This window comes from Polymorphobacter fuscus (assembly GCF_011927825.1).
Taxonomy (GTDB): domain Bacteria; phylum Pseudomonadota; class Alphaproteobacteria; order Sphingomonadales; family Sphingomonadaceae; genus Sandarakinorhabdus; species Sandarakinorhabdus fusca.
The window spans coordinates 1-18,428 of sequence record NZ_JAATJI010000002.1 but is presented as its reverse complement, the minus strand read 5'-3'; the positions used below and the strand labels follow the sequence as shown (position 1 = coordinate 18,428).

The 18,428-nt window shown below is 67.5% G+C and carries 23 protein-coding genes; 13 read left to right on the top strand and 10 right to left on the bottom strand.

The window, feature by feature from the left end:
- From cysS to GGQ62_RS13300, 7 genes are all read left to right on the top strand, one after another.
- Entirely contained in the window at positions 1-1,365 is a 1,365-nt protein-coding gene (cysS, locus tag GGQ62_RS13330) for a cysteine--tRNA ligase (protein ID WP_152578227.1), read from the top strand.
- Between the two features lie 51 nt (positions 1,366-1,416).
- The gene (locus GGQ62_RS13325) at positions 1,417-1,638 is read left to right on the top strand and encodes a DUF433 domain-containing protein (RefSeq protein ID WP_152578228.1); all 222 of its coding nucleotides are present in this window, start codon (positions 1,417-1,419) and stop codon (positions 1,636-1,638) included.
- A 6-nt stretch (positions 1,639-1,644) separates the two neighbouring features.
- Positions 1,645-2,034 (top strand): DUF5615 family PIN-like protein, encoded by a 390-nt coding sequence (locus GGQ62_RS13320; protein ID WP_152578229.1) that lies wholly within the window; start codon positions 1,645-1,647, stop codon positions 2,032-2,034.
- Positions 2,031-2,759, top strand: a complete 729-nt coding sequence (locus tag GGQ62_RS13315) for a DUF4163 domain-containing protein (RefSeq protein WP_152578230.1) — start codon at positions 2,031-2,033, stop codon at positions 2,757-2,759. Before GGQ62_RS13320 ends, GGQ62_RS13315 begins: the two co-directional genes overlap by 4 nt.
- Before the next feature lie 106 nt (positions 2,760-2,865).
- Positions 2,866-3,303: an iron-sulfur cluster assembly scaffold protein gene (locus GGQ62_RS13310; protein ID WP_152578231.1), complete on the top strand. Its 438-nt coding sequence runs from the start codon at positions 2,866-2,868 to the stop codon at positions 3,301-3,303.
- A 2-nt stretch (positions 3,304-3,305) separates the two neighbouring features.
- Complete coding sequence (locus tag GGQ62_RS13305) at positions 3,306-5,108, top strand: monovalent cation:proton antiporter-2 (CPA2) family protein (protein WP_243446178.1); 1,803 nt, start codon at positions 3,306-3,308, stop codon at positions 5,106-5,108.
- Positions 5,109-5,186: 78 nt separating this feature from the next.
- The gene (locus GGQ62_RS13300; protein ID WP_152578232.1) at positions 5,187-6,185 is read left to right on the top strand and encodes an NADP-dependent oxidoreductase; all 999 of its coding nucleotides are present in this window, start codon (positions 5,187-5,189) and stop codon (positions 6,183-6,185) included.
- Positions 6,186-6,228: 43 nt separating this feature from the next.
- On the opposite strand, the gene GGQ62_RS13295 is transcribed toward GGQ62_RS13300, so the two are convergent.
- Genes GGQ62_RS13295 through GGQ62_RS13255 form a run of 9 tightly spaced genes read right to left on the bottom strand, consistent with a single transcriptional unit; the run spans position 6,229 to position 12,203 of the window.
- The gene (locus GGQ62_RS13295) at positions 6,229-6,648 is read right to left on the bottom strand and encodes a DUF2948 family protein (protein ID WP_152578233.1); all 420 of its coding nucleotides are present in this window, start codon (positions 6,646-6,648) and stop codon (positions 6,229-6,231) included.
- Entirely contained in the window at positions 6,645-7,925 is a 1,281-nt protein-coding gene (gene murA / locus GGQ62_RS13290) for a UDP-N-acetylglucosamine 1-carboxyvinyltransferase (protein ID WP_152578301.1), read from the bottom strand. Before murA ends, GGQ62_RS13295 begins: the two co-directional genes overlap by 4 nt.
- A 45-nt stretch (positions 7,926-7,970) precedes the next feature.
- Entirely contained in the window at positions 7,971-8,396 is a 426-nt protein-coding gene (locus GGQ62_RS13285) for a type II toxin-antitoxin system VapC family toxin (protein WP_153401350.1), read from the bottom strand.
- A complete protein-coding gene (locus tag GGQ62_RS13280; RefSeq protein WP_152578235.1) occupies positions 8,393-8,638 on the bottom strand; it encodes a type II toxin-antitoxin system Phd/YefM family antitoxin in 246 nt (81 codons plus the stop codon). Before GGQ62_RS13280 ends, GGQ62_RS13285 begins: the two co-directional genes overlap by 4 nt.
- Positions 8,639-8,687: 49 nt before the next feature.
- Positions 8,688-9,572, bottom strand: coding sequence for an EamA family transporter RarD (rarD, locus tag GGQ62_RS13275; protein WP_243446179.1), 885 nt, complete (start codon positions 9,570-9,572; stop codon positions 8,688-8,690).
- Complete coding sequence (dcd, locus tag GGQ62_RS13270) at positions 9,573-10,127, bottom strand: dCTP deaminase (RefSeq protein WP_152578236.1); 555 nt, start codon at positions 10,125-10,127, stop codon at positions 9,573-9,575.
- Positions 10,128-10,167: 40 nt separating this feature from the next.
- Entirely contained in the window at positions 10,168-10,602 is a 435-nt protein-coding gene (locus GGQ62_RS13265) for a GNAT family N-acetyltransferase (protein WP_152578237.1), read from the bottom strand.
- Positions 10,603-10,605: 3 nt separating this feature from the next.
- Positions 10,606-11,091, bottom strand: a complete 486-nt coding sequence (locus GGQ62_RS13260; protein WP_152578238.1) for a UPF0262 family protein — start codon at positions 11,089-11,091, stop codon at positions 10,606-10,608.
- Entirely contained in the window at positions 11,088-12,203 is a 1,116-nt protein-coding gene (locus GGQ62_RS13255) for a serine hydrolase domain-containing protein (protein WP_152578239.1), read from the bottom strand. The genes GGQ62_RS13260 and GGQ62_RS13255 overlap by 4 nt, the downstream gene beginning before the upstream one ends.
- 26 nt (positions 12,204-12,229) lie before the next feature.
- Between GGQ62_RS13255 and GGQ62_RS13250 the strand changes: the two genes are divergently transcribed.
- Complete coding sequence (locus tag GGQ62_RS13250; protein WP_152578240.1) at positions 12,230-12,589, top strand: hypothetical protein; 360 nt, start codon at positions 12,230-12,232, stop codon at positions 12,587-12,589.
- A gap of 20 nt (positions 12,590-12,609) precedes the next feature.
- Entirely contained in the window at positions 12,610-14,187 is a 1,578-nt protein-coding gene (locus GGQ62_RS13245) for a M28 family metallopeptidase (RefSeq protein ID WP_152578241.1), read from the top strand.
- A 41-nt stretch (positions 14,188-14,228) separates the two neighbouring features.
- Here the strand turns inward: GGQ62_RS13245 and GGQ62_RS13240 are convergent, their stop codons facing one another.
- A complete protein-coding gene (locus GGQ62_RS13240) occupies positions 14,229-15,044 on the bottom strand; it encodes an alpha/beta fold hydrolase (protein WP_152578242.1) in 816 nt (271 codons plus the stop codon).
- 157 nt (positions 15,045-15,201) lie between these two features.
- On the opposite strand from GGQ62_RS13240, the gene GGQ62_RS13235 reads away from it, so the two are divergent.
- From GGQ62_RS13235 to GGQ62_RS13220, 4 genes are all read left to right on the top strand, one after another.
- A complete protein-coding gene (locus GGQ62_RS13235; protein WP_152578303.1) occupies positions 15,202-16,557 on the top strand; it encodes a S41 family peptidase in 1,356 nt (451 codons plus the stop codon).
- Positions 16,558-16,675: 118 nt separating this feature from the next.
- On the top strand, positions 16,676-17,269 hold the full coding sequence (locus GGQ62_RS13230) for a YqaA family protein (protein WP_153401352.1): 594 nt from the start codon (positions 16,676-16,678) through the stop codon (positions 17,267-17,269).
- Positions 17,259-17,723, top strand: a complete 465-nt coding sequence (locus GGQ62_RS13225; protein ID WP_152578243.1) for a disulfide bond formation protein B — start codon at positions 17,259-17,261, stop codon at positions 17,721-17,723. Before GGQ62_RS13230 ends, GGQ62_RS13225 begins: the two co-directional genes overlap by 11 nt.
- Positions 17,724-17,761: 38 nt before the next feature.
- Complete coding sequence (locus tag GGQ62_RS13220) at positions 17,762-18,250, top strand: demethoxyubiquinone hydroxylase family protein (protein ID WP_152578305.1); 489 nt, start codon at positions 17,762-17,764, stop codon at positions 18,248-18,250.
- Positions 18,251-18,428: the final 178 nt, after the last annotated feature.

Here is an 18,428-nt window from a genome sequence, read left to right as displayed (position 1 = left end):
ATGACGATCAGGCTGTACAATACGCTGACGCGCCAGAAGGATGTGCTGGCGCCGGTCGAGCCCGACCGGGTGACGATGTATGTCTGCGGACCGACGGTCTATGGGCGCGCCCATATCGGCAACGCCCGCCCGGCAGTGGTGTTCGACGTGCTGTACCGCCTGTTGCGGCATGTCTATCCGGATCGCCGCATCGATTATGCCCGCAACATCACCGATATCGACGACAAGATCATCGCCAGGGCCGCGGATGAGGGCGTCGAGATCGGCACGATCACGCAGCGGTACGAGGGCTTCTACCTTGCCGACATGGGGGCGTTGGGGGTGATCCCGCCGCCGATCCAGCCGCATGCGACGACGAGCATCGGCGCGATGACGGCGATGATCGAAACGCTGGTCGCCAAGCGCCATGCCTATGTGGCGCAGGGCCATGTGCTGTTCGATGTGCCGGCATTTGCGGGTTATGGCCGGCTGTCGCGGCGGCCGCTCGACGAGATGATCGCCGGGGCGCGGGTCGAGGTGGCGCCGTACAAGCAATCGCCGGCCGATTTCGTGCTGTGGAAGCCGTCGGGCGAAGGCCAGCCGGGCTATGACTCGCCCTGGGGGACGGGGCGGCCGGGGTGGCATATCGAATGTTCGGCGATGATCGCGGAATCGCTCGGCACGACCATCGACATACACGGCGGCGGGCAGGATCTGCAGTTCCCGCACCACGAGAACGAGCTGGCGCAATCGACCTGCGCCCATGACGGCGCGCCGCTGGCCAATATCTGGATGCACAACGGCTTTTTGAACATGGGCGGCGACACCAAGATGTCGAAGTCGCTCGGCAATGTCGTCGGCGTCGACGAGCTGCTGGCGCAGGGCTGGCACGGCGAGGTGCTGCGGCTGGCGCTGCTGAGCGCGCATTACCGGCAGCCGCTGGAGTGGACGGCGGATCTGCTGAAGGCGACGCAGGCGCGGCTCGATGGCTTTGTCGCGCTGGCCGGCGACGCTGCCGACGGCGGCGTTCCCGACCCGGAGTTTGTCGCGGCATTGGCCGACGATCTCAACACGCCGGCGGCGCTGGCGCGCCTGCACGCGATGGCGAAGGCGATCGGCAAGGGCTTGCCGGATCTGGATGCTTTGCGTGCTTTCAAGGCCTCGGCCGGCTTGCTCGGACTATCGCTGACGCTGGAAGGCCGCGGCGGTCTTGCGCCCGTCTCGGAAGTCGTGGACGCGGCCATCCAGGCGCAGGTCGATGCCCGGACAGCGGCGCGGGCCGCCCGGAACTTTGCCGAATCCGACCGCATTCGGGACGAACTGGTCGCCGCCGGCATTGTGCTTGAAGATTCCAAGGACCGGCCGACGACTTGGCGCCGCGCCTGACTCGTCGGCGACGCTGCCCCCTGCTATATCGGCAAACAAAGGAGCGTTGTGATGGCAACAGTGACGACGCGGCCCACTGCAAGCGTGGTGTCGGATCCCGAGATTCTGGGTGGAATGCCCGTTGTCAGTGGCACGCGGGTGCCGGCGGAAACCATTCTCGCCTATATCCGCAAGGGCGCGGACGTGGAGGAAATCGTCGGCGACTATCCTTACCTGCCGCTGGGTGCGCGTGAAGCGGTAGAATTTTGGGCACGCGAAACGGGACGCCTTTAGGGCGCCATGGTCACCCGGCTGCTGATTGACGAATGTCTGAGTCCGCGACTTGCCGGGCTTGCCCATTCGCGGGGTATCGAAGCGACCCATGTCAACTATCTCGGCCTGCGCAAAGCCCCCGACCATCTTCTTATGCCGATCATCGTCGGTGGCGATTATACATTCGTGACCAACAACCGTACCGATTTCATCCGGCTTTATCGCTATGTCGATCTGCATGCCGGGTTGCTGATCGTCGTGCCCGCCGTGGCCTTCGAGGAGCAGCGGCGGCTGCTGATACTGGCACTCGATGCCATCGCTGCCGCTGGCAGCGAAACGACCAACGAACTGATCGAGGTTTTTGCCGATGGTCGTGTCGAAATGAGCCGTTGGCCGTTTGCGGGGGAAAATCAGTGAAACGGGCATTCCTTGCGCTCGCACTGATCGCTGCTCCGGCGCTAGCCGCGCCGCGGCCCGTGCCGGCGTCCGACCTCATCATTCGCCAAGCCTCGCCCGAGATCAGCTGGCGGTGGCGGGTGGCACCCGAGGCGGCGACCGCGCCGGCGCTGCTCGCATCGATGCGCACCGCGGCGTTGAAACAGGCGGCCGCGGCAAAGGCCGATGCCGCCAAGGCTGCGGTCGACGCGGGGAAACAGGGCTATCCCTTCCGCCACTACGAAAGCGTGGCCGACTGGAGCCTTGCTGCCGACACCCCGCACCTGCTGGCGCTGGTCGGCGAAACCTATGCCTTTACCGGCGGCGCGCATGGCAACACCGGCTATGCGGCGCGCATCTGGGACAAGACGGCGAAGCGGTCGATCCCGTTCGAGGCGCTGTTCAGCGACTGGCCGCGCGCGCGGGCGCTGATCGCGCCGGCATTCTGCAAGGCGCTGCGCGACGAGCAGACACGGCGGCTGGGCGCCGCGCCGTCGAGCGACATGAGCGCCTGCCCGAAGCTGGCGGAACAGCCGATGGTGCCATGGGGCGGGATGGCGAACCGCGCCGCGCAGTTGCGGGTGCTGGTTGCCCCCTATGTCGCCGGATCCTATGCGGAAGGATCGTATCTGATCACCATGGTCTGGCCGGAGGGCGTGCGCGCCTTCGTCAAGCCGGCGTATCGCGCCGATCTGTTCGGCGACTGAGCGCGGGCCGCGCTGGCGCCGCATTGGCAGGGCCGGTACGGCAATGGCAGGGCCGGCACGGCAATGGGTCTCGCCACCCGGCGCCGCGTCACCTATATCCTTTTGCATGTCCGAAGCGCTGTACAACACCCGGATCCTGCGGCTCGCCGCCGCCACCGCCGGTGCGGCGCGGCTCGATGCGCCGCAGGGATCGGCAGTCAAGGTGTCGCCGGTCTGCGGCAGCAAGGTGACCGCCGACATCGACCTGGACGGCGACCGCCGCATCGTCCGCCACGGCCAGGAGGTGCGCGCCTGTGCCCTGGGCCAGGCGGCAGCGACACTTGTTGGAACGGCGATCATCGGCAGCGACCTCGACCGGCTGCGCGCCGCCCGCGCCGAAGTCGCCGACTGGCTGGCCGGCCACAGCGACGCGGTGCCGAGCTGGCCGGGCATGGACGTGTTCGCGCCGGCGCGGCCGCACCGGGCGCGGCACCCATCGATCCTGCTTGCCTTCGACGCGGCCATCGCGGCGGCGGAACAGGCCGCCCTGGCGCGCGCAGCCTGACCTTGGCGGCGGCCGAAACCCCCGCCTTCCTGCCCGAAGCGGTCGTCTATCTGGGCGCCAGCGTCGTGCTGGTACCACTGTTCATCCGCTTCAAGCTGGGTGCGGTGCTCGGCTATCTGGCGGCCGGCATCATCATCGGGCCGTCGCTGCTCGGGCTGGTCAGCGAGCCCGAACAGGTGCTCAAATTCGCCGAATTCGGCATCGTCCTGCTGCTGTTCGTCATCGGGCTGGAACTGCAGCCGTCGCGGCTCTGGGCGCTCAGGCGCGACATTTTCGGGCTGGGGGCGGCGCAGGTCATCCTGTGCGGCCTCGCGCTCACCGGCCTGGTGATGGCGATGACGAGCTTTACCTGGCAGGCGGCGCTGGTCGTCGGCCTGCCGCTCGGCCTGTCGTCGACGGCGCTGGTCATGCAGCTGCTCAACGAGCGCAAGATCGCCGGCACCGCCTTCGGGGAGCGCAGCTTTTCGATGCTGCTGTTCCAGGACCTGGCGATCGTGCCGCTGCTGACCATCGTCGCCGCGCTGTCGCGGGTGCCCGACCCCGATGCCCTGCCCGGCTGGCAAATGGCGGCGATGACCGTCGCGGCGCTGGTGTTCCTGGTGCTGGTCGGGCGGTTCCTGCTGCCGCCGGTGTTCCGCATCATCGGCACGCTGGGCGCGCGCGAGGCGTTCGTCGCCGCCGCACTGCTGTCGGTGCTGGGCAGCGCGCTGCTGATGGCGTCGCTGGGGCTGTCGATGGCGCTGGGGGCGTTCGTCGCCGGCGTCATGCTCGCCGAATCGCCGTATCGCCATGCGCTGGAGGCCGATATCGAGCCGTTCCGCGGGCTGTTGCTCGGGCTGTTCTTCGTCGCCATCGGCATGACGCTCGACCTGGGCGTGGTGCGCGCGCAATGGGCGCTGATCATCACGCTGGTCATCGGCGTCATGGCGGTGAAGACCGGCGTCATCTTCGCGCTGGCGCGGGCGTTCGGCACCGGCACGACGCGGGCCTTCCAGATGGGGCTGCTGCTGAGCCAGGGCGGCGAATTCGGCTTCGTGCTGTTCGCCGAGGCGGCGCGCGGCATGCTGATCTCCGCCAGCGCGGCGCAGCTGTTCGGGGCGGTGGTGACGGTGTCGATGGCGGTGACGCCGCTGATCTTCCTGCTGGCATCGAGGATCAGGATATCGGAAGCGGCAGGCGCCATTCCCGATGGTCCCGAAACCGCAGGCCATGATGGCGGCGACCGCGGCCGGGCGATCATCGTCGGCGGCGGCCGCTTCGGCCAGGTCGTCGCGCAGATGCTGGCGGCGCGCGGTGTCGGGGTGACGACGATCGATCTCGATGCCGAGCTGATCGACGTGTCGCGCCAGTTCGGCGTCAAGGTCTATTATGGCGATGGCCGGCGCACCGACATCCTGCGGGCGGCCGGAATCGAGAATGCCAGCCTGCTGGTCTTTGCCATCGATGGCGCCTGGGACCCGGCAGTGACGCTGGGCCCGATCCGCAACCAATGGCCGGAACTGCCGATCCTGGCGCGCGCCTTCGACCGCATGCACCTGCTGGCGCTGCGCCATGCGGGGGTGGAAACGGTGGTGCGCGAAACCTTCGAAAGCGGCATCGCGATGGGGCGCGAGGCCTTGGGCGCGCTGGGGACGCCCGACGAGCTGATCGATGCCATCGAAGGCGAATTCCGCCGCCGCGATTCCGAACGGCTCGACCTGCAATTGTGCAGCGACGACCCGACGACCGGGTCCGATACGCTGATCCGCAGCGCGCTGACATTCGACCCTGTCGCGCTCGGCGAAATCCCGATGGAAGAGGCATAGCGAAGTGACGAGGGTGACGGCGGCCGCCGCCGCGCCTACCCTTGGGCCATGGCCGCACCGGCCCCAAGGAGCCCCTTCATGACCCAGTCCCGTGAAATCCGCCTGCGCACGCGCCCCGTCGGCACGCCGACAGCGGCGAATTTCGAAGTTGCCACCACCGAGGTTGGGGCGCCGGGCGCCGGCGAGGTTCTGGTCCGCAACCGCTTCATGTCGGTCGACCCCTATATGCGCGGGCGCATGTACGATCGCGCCAGCTATGTGCCGCCGTTCCAGATCGGCGAGGTGCTGCAGGGCGGGGCCATCGGCGAAGTCGTCGAATCGAACGCCGAAGGATTTGCTCCGGGCGACCTGGTGTCGTCGTTCTTCGGCTGGCGCGAGGCGCTCGTGGCGCCGGCGGCGGCGCTGGAAAAGCTGCCGCGCCAGGCCAATGTCCCCGACCAGGCGTTTCTGGGCGTGCTCGGCATGCCCGGGCTGACCGCCTATGCCGGGCTGCTCGAGATCGGCCAGCCGAGGGAAGGCGAGACGGTGTTCGTTTCGGGCGGCGCCGGCGCGGTGGGGTCGGTCGTTGCGCAGGTGGCAAAGATCAAGGGCTGCACGGTGGTGGCGACGGCCGGAACCGACGCCAAATGCGACTGGCTGCGGTCACGCGGGGTCGACCATGCCATCAATTACCGCAACGGCGACCTGCTCGGCCAGGTGCGCGCCGCGGCGCCCAAGGGCATCGACGTCTATTTCGACAATGTCGGCGGCGAACATTTGGAAGTCGCCATCGAGGTGGCGCGGCCGTTCGCGCGCTTTGCCGAATGCGGGATGATCTCCAGCTACAACGACACCGAGCCGTCGGTGGGCCCGCGCAACATCATCCAGGTCGTGGGCAAGTCGCTGCGCATCCGCGGCTTCATCGTCAGCGAATTCGCCAGCCTGCGCCCACAGTTCCTGACCGACATGATGGGCTGGATCGCCGATGGCCGGGTGGCGTGGGAGGAAACCATCCACGACGGCGTCGACACGGCCCCCGAAGCCTTCATCGGGCTGTTTTCGGGCGGCAACACCGGCAAGATGCTGGTCAGGCTGTAACAGGGACGCCGGCACCGACGAGACGGGGTCGCGACGCGCGCGATCACATCTCGTGGTGCGGACGGTGGCGGACGCCCCAGGGTGCGGACAGATCCTCCAGCACGGCGTCGACGCATTCGACATGGAGGCGAAGGCTGGCGGCGTCGGCGAACGACAGGGTGACCCGGTCGCTGTCGGCGGCGATCGACAGCAGGGCGAGCATGGCGTCGGGATCGGCTGGCCAATGCTGCCGTTCGACCCGGAGCACCGAGTCGAGCCGCAGCGCGGTGCGGACGCGCGATACCTCCGTTGCCGCTTCCCAGCGATAGCGGCTGGCGACCAGCACCAGGCGCCGGCGGCGGCGGTCCCAACCGATGTCGCCGGCGCGCACGATGGCGTCCTGCATCAACGCGGACAGCACCGGCAGGTCGCCGGGGTCGCTCGCCAGCAGCGTCAGGCGATCATCGGGCACGGTGTCGCTCAACCGTCCGACACCCGTTCGATGTCGGCGCCGACCGCCGACAGTTTTTCCTCGAGCCGTTCATAGCCGCGATCTAGGTGATAGACGCGCGACACGACGGTTTCGCCTTCCGCCGCCAGCCCGGCGAGGACAAGGCTCATCGAGGCGCGCAGGTCGGTCGCCATCACCTGTGCGCCGTGCAGCCCGGCGACGCCGCGCACGACGGCCGAACGGCCGCGCACCGTGACGTCGGCGCCCATCCGCGCCAGTTCGGGGACGTGCATGAAGCGGTTTTCGAAGATGGTTTCGGTCAGCAGCGACGCGCCATCGGCGACGGCGAGCATCGCCATGAACTGCGCCTGCATGTCGGTGGCAAAACCCGGATAGGGCGCAGTCGAGATGTTGATGCCATGGAGGCCGTTGAGGCGCTTGACCGACAGGCCATCGGCGGTCGGGGCGATCTCGACACCGGCTTCGCGCAGCGCCGCGAGTGTCGAACCGAGGTCGGATTCGGTCGCGCCGACAAGCTCGACTTCGCCGCCGGTGATCGCGGCGGCACAGGCGTAGCTGCCGGCTTCGATCCGGTCCGGCATCACCGCATAGGTGGCGCCGTGGAGGTCGCGCACGCCCTGGATGGTCAGCTTTTCGGTGCCGATGCCCTGGATCCTGGCGCCCATGGCGACGAGGCAGTTGCACAGGTCGACGATCTCCGGCTCCCGCGCGACATTGTCGAGCACCGATTCGCCGCGCGCCAGCACCGCCGCCATCACGGCATTTTCGGTGGCGCCGACGCTGACCATCGGGAAGGTATAGCGGCCGCCGGGCAGGCCGCCCTTGGCCGTCGCCTTCACATAGCCGGCGGCAAGCTCGATCTCGGCGCCCAGATGTTCGAGCGCCTTCAGGTGCAGGTCGATCGGCCGGTTGCCGATGGCGCAGCCGCCGGGCAGCGACACGGTGGCTTCGCCGGCGCGCGCCACCAGCGGCCCCAGCACGAGGATGGAGGCGCGCATCTTGCGGACGATGTCATAGGGCGCGACGGTCGAGGTGATGCGGTTGGCGCGGATCGTCATCACCCGGCCGAATTCATCGGGGTGGGTGCCTTCGATGGTCGTCGACAGGCCGTGGTTGTTGAGCAGGTGGCCGAAGGTATCGATATCGGCGAGGCGCGGCAGGTTGCGCAGCGTCAGCGGCTCGTCGGTCAGCAGCGCGCAGGGCATCAGCGTCAGGGCGGCGTTCTTGGCGCCGGAGATGGGGATGCGGCCTTTGAGCGGGCGGCCACCGCGAATGACGATCTGGTCCATGGCGAGGGTGTAGCGGCACAGGCGCCGACGCGCCATAGGGTCGCGTCAGGCCGGGACGATGACCGCGAGCCCGAGTGCAGACGCGGCGTCCGCGAGACGGCGATCGAACGTCACCAGAGTCGCGTCGAGCCTTTGGCACGTTGCGGCATGGATCGCATCCGGCAGTCGCAGCTTCAATTCAAAGCGCCGAACAAGCGATGCCGCAACGCGGATGTCGACCGGATCGAATGCAGGCGTTTCGGTGCCGACCAGCCGCCAGTTGTCGGCCATCGCCAGGGCCGCGGAGGCACGCTCGAAAGAGATGAGACCGATCCTTGCCAGCCGCCCGAGCGCCGACGCGACTTCACCCAGGGCGAAATCACCTACCAGCGGCAAATCCGGATGATCGGTGAGCACCTTGAGAACCGGGTCGGTGCCTGCCTCCGCCACGAACAGAGGGACGATCGCACTGGCATCGAGATAGAGGGTCAAAGGTCGTCTTCGTAAATCTGGCGCAGGATTTCGACCGAACCGATCTCGTTGCGCGGTCCCGATTCACGGAACGCGCGCAGCGCCGCAAGGCCTGCGCCCGGTTGCCTTGTGACCGGCCGGACCGGTTTGATTTCGGCAACCGGCGTCCCGTGGCGGGTGATGATGACTTCATCGCCTGCCGTGGCGCGGTCGATCAGCCCGGACAGGCCGTTCTTGGCATCGGCAACGCTGTAGCGCGACATGGGCGGACTCCGTTCTGGCCATACGATATAGCCATAATCGCGGGGCGTGTCACCGGCGTGTCAGCGACAGGCTGTAGATCGCGAGGCCGAGCCAGATGCAGGCGAAGGCCACCAGCCGCCAGACGTCGAGCGCTTCGTGGAAGACGAACACCGCGAGCAGGAAGACGAGGCTGGGCGACAGATATTGCATCAGCCCCAGGGTCGACAGCTTGAGCCGGCGGGCGGCGATGCCGAACATCAGCAGCGGCACCGCGGTCAGCACGCCGCCGGCCGCCAGCAGCAACAGCATGGGCATCGGCAGAGCGAAGCCGCCGCTCGGCCGCGTCAGCAGCCAGACCAGCGCCACCGGGGCGATGATCAGCGTTTCCATGAGCAGTCCGGTGACGGCATCGACCTGCGCCTGTTTGCGGATCAGGCCGTAGAGTGCGAACGACAGCGCCAGCGCCAGGCTGGTGACCGGCAGTTCGCCGTGCGCGACGGTCAGCACCACCACGCCCGACAGCGCGCAGCTAACCGCCAGCCATTGCAGCCGCGACAGGCGTTCCCCCAGCAGCACGACGCCGAAGACGACGCTGATCAGCGGGTTGATGAAATAGCCCAGGCTGGCATCGAGGACATGGTCATCGAGGATCGCCCAGGTGTAGATCAGCCAGTTGCAGGTGATGAAGACCGAACTGCCGAGCAGCAATGCCAGCAGCCGCGGCCGGGCCAGCGCGGCGCGGAACCGGCCCCAACCGGCGCTGACCGTCGTCACCATGGCCATGACGAGCAGCGACCAGATGATGCGATGCGCCAGCACATCGGCCGCCGGCACGCCGACGAGCAGCTTGAGATAGAGCGGCAGCAGGCCCCAGATGAGATAGGCGCCGAAGCCCGCCATCAGGCCCTGGCGCATGTCGATGGCCATGGCCGGCCGGGCGGCGGTGTCCGTCATCTAGAGCCTGGGGAGGGTCACGCCGCGCTGGCTCATATATTTGCCGGCGCGGTCGGCATAGGTCACCTCGCAGGGCTCGTTGCCCTTGAGAAACAGGAACTGGCAGGCGCCTTCATTGGCGTAGATCTTGGCCGGCAAGGGCGTGGTGTTGCTGAATTCCAGCGTCACATGACCTTCCCAGCCGGGTTCGAGCGGCGTCACGTTGACGATGATGCCGCAGCGGGCATAGGTCGATTTGCCGAGGCAGATGACCAGCACATCGTCGGGAACGCGGAAATATTCGACGGTGCGCGCCAGGGCAAAGCTGTTCGGCGGGATGATGCAGCAGTCGGTCTTCTTGTCGACGAAGCTCAACGGATGGAAGTTCTTGGGGTCGACCGTCACCGATTCGACATTGGTGAAAATCTTGAACTCGTCCGACACCCGCGCGTCATAGCCATAGGACGACAGGCCATAGGAAATGACGCCCTCGCGCGTCTGGCGGTCGACAAAGGGCTCGATCATGCCATTGGCGAGCGCCTGCTCGCGGATCCAGCGGTCGGATTGGACGGACATAGGTTTCCAGATCTTGGTTGATCTCGTCCTTCAACGCGATTCATTCGCCCAGGTCGATAACGAAAATGCGCCCCGCCGGTGCGTCGGCGCCGCCGGCGGCCGTGTAGAGCGCGCGTGCCGCCGCGTTGTCGTCATCGGTGAGCACCCAGGCCTCGCCGCAGCGAAGGGTGCGGGCATGGTCGAGCAGCGCTGCCATCACGGCGCGGCCAAGCCCCTGCCGCTGCCACGGCCCGGCGACGCCGACCTCGTTGATGAACATCTGCGCCGGCTTGTCGGGGTGGATGTAATGGACGCCTGAGGCAAAGCCGACGATGCGGCCATCGGCGATGGCGACCGCGATATGGTGGCGCGGGTCGCCGAGAAACGCTTCGGCAAGGTGAGGCAGGACGGCAGCGTCGAAGACGTCGTCGGCCGGGTCGGCGAGCAGCGCGGCGTCGGCAGGGCCAAGCAGGCGGACGGTGCACCCCGGCGCCACGCCTTATCCCCTGATATGCAGCACGCAGATCAGCGTGAACAGCCGCCGCGCCGTGTCGAAATCGACGAGAACCTTTGCTTCCAGCCGTTCCTTCAGCGCTTCGGCAGCGTCGTTGTGAATGGCGCGGCGGGCCATGTCGATGGTTTCGATCTGGGCCGGGCTGGCCTGGCGGATCGCCTGGTAATAGCTGTCGCAGATGGCGAAATAATCGCGCACGGTGCGGCGAAACGGCGCCAGCGGCAGGACGAAACATTCGAGTTCGCTGTCGTCGGCGGCGTTGATGGCGACCGTCAGCCGGCCTTCCTCGACCCCGAGCTTGACCTTGTACGGCCCGTGGTTGCCATAATCGCCGGCGGCGAGCGGCTGGAAGCTGTTGCCTTCCAGCAGGTCGAAGATGGCGACGCGGCGTTCCTGCTCGATATCGGCATTGCGCCACAGGATGGTGCGTTCGTCGAGCTTGATGTCGGTGATGCGATAATCGGGGGTCATGGCACCGCCACCCCGTTGACCAGCCGGCCGAGCGCCGTTCGCACCGGCTGCAGGCGATCGTCCTGCGTCTTGCCGAGGCGGACGACGACCAGCTGCTTCGACGGCACGATGATGACATATTGGCCGAGGTGGCCGATGGCGGCATAGGCATCCGCGGGGCCCTGCGACGCGAACAGCGCACTGTCCTTGCCATTCGCCGGCGTGCGGTTGCGCCAGAATTGCCCGCCATAGGCCGGGTTGGTCGGCGCCGGGGTCTGGACGAAATCGACCCAGGCCGGGCTGACCACGGCGCGGCCGGCGACGACGCCGCGGCCGAGATAGAGCTGCCCGAAATTGGCCCAGTCCCGCGCGCTGGCGTGGCAGAAGGAGCCGCCGAGCAGATGGCCCTGGGGATCGAATTCGCACAGCAGCGACGGCATGGCGGCGGGGCCGGCAAGGCGGGTGTTGATGAAGTCGCGCATCGCCCGGCGCCGTGCTGCCGGCGTGGTGGCGCCGGGCGCAATGGTCCGCTGCACGATGTCGGCGAGGATGTGCGTCGTCAGCGTCGAATATTGGAAGACCGTGCCCGGCTGCGCCTGCAGCGGCGCCGCCGTCGCATGGGCGACGATGTCGCGGCTTTTGTCGGCGAACAGCGCGCGGTTGGTGTCGGCGGCTTCGGGGGGGTCGGATTCGATGTGCTTCAGTCCCGACGACATGTTGAGCAGCTGGCGCAGGGTGATCGCGGCGCGCGGATCATCGGCGGTGCGGCGCCATTCCGGTACGGGCGCCGGCGTGTCGAGTTCCAGCCGACCGTCGCTGACCAGATCGCCAACCAGCGTCGCGGTGACCGATTTCGCCATCGACCAGGAAATGAAGCGGTTGCCGGGGCCGTAGCCCGGGGCATAGCGTTCATAGATGCGCTTGCCGCCCTGCAGGACGATGAGCGCGCGGGTTTCGGCCAGCGCCGGATCGGTGAAAAAGGCGTCGGCGGCGGGGAGCGCGCCTGTTGGCGGTGCCAGCGGCGCGCGGGCGGCCACGGGTGCGGCGACCGGTGCCGCGACGAACGCCAGAGCGACGCCCGCCACAAACAGGCTTGATTGCTGCCGCCGCATGGAGTCTCGTTTGCCCGTCATCGGTCGACGTTAGAAGGGGCAGCGGCATGAACGCAAGCGCGGGGCCGGAAATCGCCGGAACATCGGCGCGCAAGCGGCGCTGGCTGATCTGGGGGCCGGTGCTGCTGCTGTGCCTCCTGTCAGGCGGCTGGCTGGGGTTGAAATACAGCAGCCTGGGCAAGCGGGCCGATGTCGGCGCCGGTTATATCGCCCATGTCGTCTGTTCGTGCCGCTATGTCGGCAACCGCGACATGGCATCGTGCAAGACCGATTTCGAACCCGGCACCGAGATCGTCGAGGTGGCGGAGGATGCGGCGGCGCGGCGCATCACCGCGCGCGTGCCCTGGGTTTCGAAGCGCACGGCGCAGTTCGACCCCGAATATGGCTGTACCCTCGACACGCCGTGAGAAGCCGTTAGCGTGGGGGCATGATCCTTCGCTCGCTCGCCATTTCCGCCCTGTTGCTGTCGACACCGGTTTTTGCGGCGGAGGCGAACACGCCGCGCGGCAAGGCCTGGTGGGCGGATATCGAGGCGATCGCCGGCGATGCGACCGAGGGGCGACTGCCGGGCAGCAAGGGCTATGACCTGGCGGCAACATATGTCATCGACCGGTTCAAGGCATTGGGGCTGGCGCCGGCGGGCACCGACGGCTTTTACCAGCCGGTGCGGTTCGAGGAACAGCGCGTCGACCATGCGGCGTCGCGCGGAGCGCTGATCGGTGCCGACGGCAGCCGCACGCCATTGGCGATCGGCAGCGACCTGCTGATCTCCCCCGGCAATGCGCCGCGGGCAGCGACGATCGACGCGCCGCTGGTGTTCATCGGCTATGGGCTGAAACTGCCCGGGCATGACGACCTTGCCGGCGTCGACCTGAAGGGCAAGATCGCCGTGGTGATCTCCGGCGGGCCGGCCGACCTGCCGGGGCCGATGAAGGCGGCCAACCGGTCGGCGCGCAACGGCTTTCTGCGCGATGCCGGGGCCGTGGGTGTCATCAGCCTGGTCACGCCGGCGCAGGTCGAAATCCCCTGGGCACGGCGCATGCTGCTTGCCAGCCAGTCGGGCATGTATCTTGCCGATGCCGCGCTGCGCGACACGCCCGACGGCTTCTTCATCGCCAGCGTCGATCCGGCCCGCAGCGAGGCGCTGTTCGCGGCATCGGGCCACAGCTTTGCCGAAATGGCGGCCCTCGCCGACGCGTCGCAGCCGGTGCCGGGCTTTGCCCTTGCCCGGCGGCTGCAGGCAGATGTCGCTGCCACCCGCCAGCCGGTGCTGTCCCCCAATCTGGTCGCCCGGCTCGACGGGTCGGATCCCGGGCTGCGGTCCGAATATGTCGTGATGTCGGCGCACCTCGACCATATCGGCGTCGGCAAGCCGATCAACGGCGACCCGATCTACAATGGCGCCATGGACGATGCTTCGGGGGTGGCGAGCGTTCTCGACATCGCCGCACAGTTGAAGGCCGGGCCGCGGCCGAAGCGATCGATGCTGTTCGTCATCGTCACGGCGGAGGAAAAGGGCCTGCTCGGCTCCCATTATTTCGCGCAGCGGCCGACGGTGCCCAAGGCGGCCATCGTCGCCAACCTCAACTTCGACATGCCGCTGCCGCTGTGGCCGTTGAAGTTGGTGCTGGTCCAGGGCGATGGCGAAAGCACGCTGGGCGCCGTGGCGCGCAAGGTTGCGGGAACGCAGGGGCTAGCGCTGACGCCCGACCCCCTGCCCGACCGCAACAGCTTCGTTCGCACCGACCAGTTCAGCTTCGTCAAGGCCGGCATCCCGGCGCTGGCGTTCAAGTTCGGCTTCGTCAAGGGCAGCCCGGAATTCGCCATCGAGCATGACTGGCGCGCCAACCGCTATCACGCGCCCGACGACGACCTGGCGCAACCGGGCGTGCTGGCCGACGAGGCGATCAAGCTCGACGATTTCGTTACCGCCATCGCGCGCGACGTCGCCGACACGCCCACACGGCCGGCGTGGCTGGCGACGAGCGTGTTCCGGCCGCAATAGCCGGCCCCCGGCCCGGGGTCGCACCCGGGCCGGGCTTGGCTTCAGCTGTCGAGGAAGGCGATCAGGTCGCGGCTGATCTCGTTCTTGTGGGTTGCGAGCAGGCCGTGCGGGGCGCCGTCATATTCGACGAGCCGGGCGTGCGGGATCGCCTTGGCGGCAGCGCGCGCCGTGATCTCGATCGGCACGGTCTTGTCGGCGGTGCCATGGATGATCAGCGTCGGCATGGTGAAGCTGGCAAGGTCGGGGCGGAAATCGGTCGCCGAAAAGGCTTCGACGCAATCGATCGTGCCCTTCAGGCCGGCCTGGAGCGCGATCTGCAGCGACCATTCGAGCTGGGCATCGCTGACCGGCGCGCTGATCAGGCCGACGCCGTAGAAGTCCTTCAGGAAGCCCTTGAGGAAGTCGGCGCGGTCCTTTTCGATCCCGTCGGTGATCGTGTCGAACACCGCTTGCGGAACGCCATCGGCATGATCGGGCGTCTGCAGGAGGAACGGCACGACCGAGGCGATGAGCGCGACCTTGGAGGCGCCGCCGTGGCGCGTCAGGTAGCGCGCGACTTCGCCGCCGCCCATCGAAAAGCCGACCAGCGCGGGATCCTCGACGTCGCAGGCCTCGATCACCGCGGCCAGGTCGTCGGCGAGCGTGTCATAGTCATAGCCTTCCCACGGCTGGTCGGAGCGGCCGAACCCGCGGCGATCATAGGCGATGACACGATAGCCATGCTCGGCGATCGCCATGGCCTGGTCGTCCCAGCTGTCGGCGCTGAGCGGCCAGCCATGGATGAGGATCACCGCCGGGCCATCGCCCCATTCCTTGAAATACAGCGCGGTGCCATCGTCGGTTTCGATCATCGGCATGGAAGCTCTCCTGATTATGTGCAGCGTCAACGCGCGATGCCCATAGCCGGTTTCGGTGACAATCCGAGGCACGATCTGTGTGGCAACGCGGCGCTGGCGCGGCGGCCGGCTTGTGCTATCCTGTGCGTCTGTGTTGCGAAAAGGCTGGTGCCCCGTGATGTCGTCCCGCTGGAAGATCGTGCTGCCCCTTGCCGCGCTGGCGGTGATTCCGGCCGGGGTGGCCGTGCGTGCGGCGGCGCAGAGCGACACCTACAAGGAGCTCGACACGTTGATGGACGTGTTCGAGCGGGTGCGGGCGGATTATGTCGACAAGGTCGACGACAAGGCGCTGATCGAAGGCGCGATCAACGGCATGCTGACCAGCCTCGACCCGCATTCGTCCTATCTCGATGCGCGCGATTTCCAGAACATGCGCCAGACCACCGATGGCGAATATGGTGGCCTTGGCCTGACCGTCACCACCGAGGACGGCGCGGTCAAGGTGATTTCCCCCACCGACGACACGCCGGCGGCGCGCGCCGGGATCAAGGCGGGCGATTACATCACCCATCTCGATGGCGAGCTGATCTATGGCACCTCGCTGCAGGAAGCGGTCGACAAGATGCGCGGCAAGCCCGGCACCGACGTCAAGCTGACGGTGGTACGCGAAGGGTCGACCAAGCCGCTCGATTTTTCGATGAAGCGCGAAGTCATCCAGATCAAGCCGGTCAAATATGAAGTCCGCGGCAATGTCGGCATCATCCGCATATCGACCTTCAACAAGACCACCGGAGACGCGACGCGGACGGCGGTGACGAGCATCGAGAAGACGCTGGGCGACAAGCTGGCGGGGTTTGTCGTCGACCTGCGTTCCAACCCCGGCGGTCTGCTCGACCAGGCCATCGATGTCAGCGACGTGTTCCTCGACAAGGGCGAGATCGTTTCGCAGCGCGGCCGCACCAAGAACGACATCCAGCGCTATTTCGCCAAGTCCGGCGACCTGACCGGCGGCCGGCCGGTGGTCGTGCTGGTCGATGAAGGCTCGGCGTCGGCGGCGGAAATCGTCGCCGGGGCGTTGCAGGACCAGCGCCGCGCCATCGTGCTGGGGCAGCGCAGCTTCGGCAAGGGATCAGTGCAGACGCTGATTCCGCTCAGCCAGGACTCGGCGTTGCGGTTGACCACCGGGCGCTATTTCACGCCATCGGGCCGCAGCGTCCAAGAGGCCGGGATCGAGCCCGACATCACCGTACCGCAGCTGTCGGATGCGACGCGCGCCGACCGGCCGCGGGTGCGCGAGGCCGATCTGCGCAAGCATCTGATCAACGAGATGAAGGACGGCACGGAGAAGATCGTCGAGACCGACGACAAGACCGACCCGCGCTTTGCCGACACGCCCGAGCAGCTGAAGAAAAAGGGCATCACCGACTTCCAGCTCGATTACGCCACACGGCTGATCGATCGGCTGGCGCCCGGTGGCCCGGTGCAGACGGCGGCGGCGGCGCCGGCGGGGGCAGCCGCTTCGCTGCGGAAATAGTCCTGGCAGCTTCGCTGCGGAAATAGTCCTGGCAGCCTCGCTGCGGAAATAGACCCGGCAGCGGCGATTGCGCAGTGCAGCATCGCCGACTAAGGAAGCGGTCAAGCTCGCCGACTTGATGGGAACGCTTGTGCTTCGTCGCCTTTACGACTGGACGCTCGCCAAGGCAGCCGGGCCCGGTGCCATCAAATGGCTGGCATTCATCAGTTTTGCCGATTCCTCGTTCTTCCCGATCCCGCCCGATGTCATGCAGATCCCGATGTCGATCGCGCGGCCGGAAAAATCCTTCCGCTATGCCGCGGTGTCGACCGTCGCGTCGGTGTGCGGGGCGCTGCTCGGCTATGCCATCGGCGCGCTGTTGTTCAAGACGATCGGCGTGCCGCTGCTGCAGCTGTATGGCTATGAAGACCGGTTCGTTGCCTTTGCCGCCAACATCAAGGCGCATGGCTTCTGGTGGATGCTGGCCTTCGCCTTTCTGCCCATCCCCTACAAGGTGGCGACGATCGCCGCCGGCAGTGTGGGCCTGGGGCTGCCAGTGCTGATCGCGGCGTCGATCCTGGGGCGCGGCGGGCGTTTCTTCCTCGTCGCGCTGGTGCTGCGCCGCTATGGCGACGCGGCGCAGGTCATCATCGACAAATATTTCCACCAGCTGGCGCTGGTGGCGACGGGGCTGTTCGTCGGCGGGTTCGTCATCGTCCGCTATGCGCTCTGACCGCTGGCCCGTCACGGCGCTGCTGCTGACCGGCCCCGCGGCGCTGCTCGGCGGTGCGCTGGCGTTTCAACATGTCGGCGGGCTGGCGCCGTGCGAAATGTGCCTGTGGCAGCGCTGGGCGCTGGTCGCGGCGCTGGCGCTGGCGTTGCTCGGCTGGGTGCTGCGCCATGCCCGCGCCGTGCTGGCACTGTCAGCGCTGGCGGTCTTGGCGGGCGCCGCGATCGCGGTCTTTCATGTCGGTGTCGAGCAGCACTGGTGGCCGGGCATCACCGCCTGTGCCGCAGCACCGGTCACCGGATCGGCCGCCGATGTGATGGGCCAGATCATGGCACAGCCGCTGGTCCGGTGCGACGCCATCGCCTGGTCGCTTTTCGGCATTTCCATGGCAGGGTGGAATGCACTGATATCGATCGCAATCGGAGGAACGGCCCTGTGGCGACTGAAACGCGCGTAAGGCACCTGCCCGGCGACCGGCGGGTCGACACGCGGCCGATGGTCCGCGTCAACCAGGCCGGCGAATATGGTGCGGCGCGCATCTATGCCGGACAGCTGGCGGTGATGGGCGGGCGCGGGCGCGTTGCCGGCGAGATCGCCCATATGGCCGCGCAGGAGCAGCGCCACCTCGAAGCGTTCAATGCGCTGATGGTCGAACGCGGCGTCCGCCCGACGGTGTTCGCGCCGATCTGGCATGTTGCCGGCTATGCGCTCGGCGCCGCGACGGCGCTGATCGGCCCCAAGGCGGCGATGGCGGCGACCGTGGCGGTCGAAACCGTCATCGACGCCCATTATGGCGAGCAGGCGGACGCGCTGGCCGATGGCGCCGACCCGACGCTGGCGGCGATGGTCGATGATTTCCGCGCCGACGAAGTCGCCCATCGCGAGACCGCCGCCGCCCACAGCGGCGAGAATGGCTTCCCGATTATGCAGGCCGCCATTCGCGCCGGGTGCCGCGTCGCCATCGGCGTGGCGAAGCGGCTTTAGAGCGGTTTTCGATCAAACTTGGGTCATCGGCACGGCGGTGATTCTGGCTCAGGGCAAGACGCGAGCAGCGGCGCGATGCAGCGCATCGCGAGCGACGCTGTCCCGGGGCACAACCACCCCGCCGCGCCAGCGGTCGCCCGCACGGCGATGACGGTGATCCAAGTGGTCGAAAGCGGCA

Excerpts from the sequence above, each read along its gene's own strand:
- cysS (WP_152578227.1), top strand. The coding sequence starts at position 1 with ATGACGATCAGGCTGTACAATACGCTGACGCGCCAGAAGGATGTGCTG.
- GGQ62_RS13325 (WP_152578228.1), top strand. The coding sequence starts at position 1,417 with ATGGCAACAGTGACGACGCGGCCCACTGCAAGCGTGGTGTCGGATCCC.
- GGQ62_RS13320 (WP_152578229.1), top strand. The coding sequence starts at position 1,645 with ATGGTCACCCGGCTGCTGATTGACGAATGTCTGAGTCCGCGACTTGCC.
- GGQ62_RS13310 (WP_152578231.1), top strand. The coding sequence starts at position 2,866 with ATGTCCGAAGCGCTGTACAACACCCGGATCCTGCGGCTCGCCGCCGCC.
- GGQ62_RS13300 (WP_152578232.1), top strand. The coding sequence starts at position 5,187 with ATGACCCAGTCCCGTGAAATCCGCCTGCGCACGCGCCCCGTCGGCACG.
- murA (WP_152578301.1), bottom strand. The coding sequence starts at position 7,925 with ATGGACCAGATCGTCATTCGCGGTGGCCGCCCGCTCAAAGGCCGCATC.
- GGQ62_RS13280 (WP_152578235.1), bottom strand. The coding sequence starts at position 8,638 with ATGTCGCGCTACAGCGTTGCCGATGCCAAGAACGGCCTGTCCGGGCTG.
- rarD (WP_243446179.1), bottom strand. The coding sequence starts at position 9,572 with ATGACGGACACCGCCGCCCGGCCGGCCATGGCCATCGACATGCGCCAG.
- dcd (WP_152578236.1), bottom strand. The coding sequence starts at position 10,127 with ATGTCCGTCCAATCCGACCGCTGGATCCGCGAGCAGGCGCTCGCCAAT.
- GGQ62_RS13260 (WP_152578238.1), bottom strand. The coding sequence starts at position 11,091 with ATGACCCCCGATTATCGCATCACCGACATCAAGCTCGACGAACGCACC.
- GGQ62_RS13255 (WP_152578239.1), bottom strand. The coding sequence starts at position 12,203 with ATGACGGGCAAACGAGACTCCATGCGGCGGCAGCAATCAAGCCTGTTT.
- GGQ62_RS13250 (WP_152578240.1), top strand. The coding sequence starts at position 12,230 with ATGAACGCAAGCGCGGGGCCGGAAATCGCCGGAACATCGGCGCGCAAG.
- GGQ62_RS13245 (WP_152578241.1), top strand. The coding sequence starts at position 12,610 with ATGATCCTTCGCTCGCTCGCCATTTCCGCCCTGTTGCTGTCGACACCG.
- GGQ62_RS13240 (WP_152578242.1), bottom strand. The coding sequence starts at position 15,044 with ATGCCGATGATCGAAACCGACGATGGCACCGCGCTGTATTTCAAGGAA.
- GGQ62_RS13235 (WP_152578303.1), top strand. The coding sequence starts at position 15,202 with ATGTCGTCCCGCTGGAAGATCGTGCTGCCCCTTGCCGCGCTGGCGGTG.
- GGQ62_RS13230 (WP_153401352.1), top strand. The coding sequence starts at position 16,676 with ATGGGAACGCTTGTGCTTCGTCGCCTTTACGACTGGACGCTCGCCAAG.
- GGQ62_RS13225 (WP_152578243.1), top strand. The coding sequence starts at position 17,259 with ATGCGCTCTGACCGCTGGCCCGTCACGGCGCTGCTGCTGACCGGCCCC.
- GGQ62_RS13220 (WP_152578305.1), top strand. The coding sequence starts at position 17,762 with ATGGTCCGCGTCAACCAGGCCGGCGAATATGGTGCGGCGCGCATCTAT.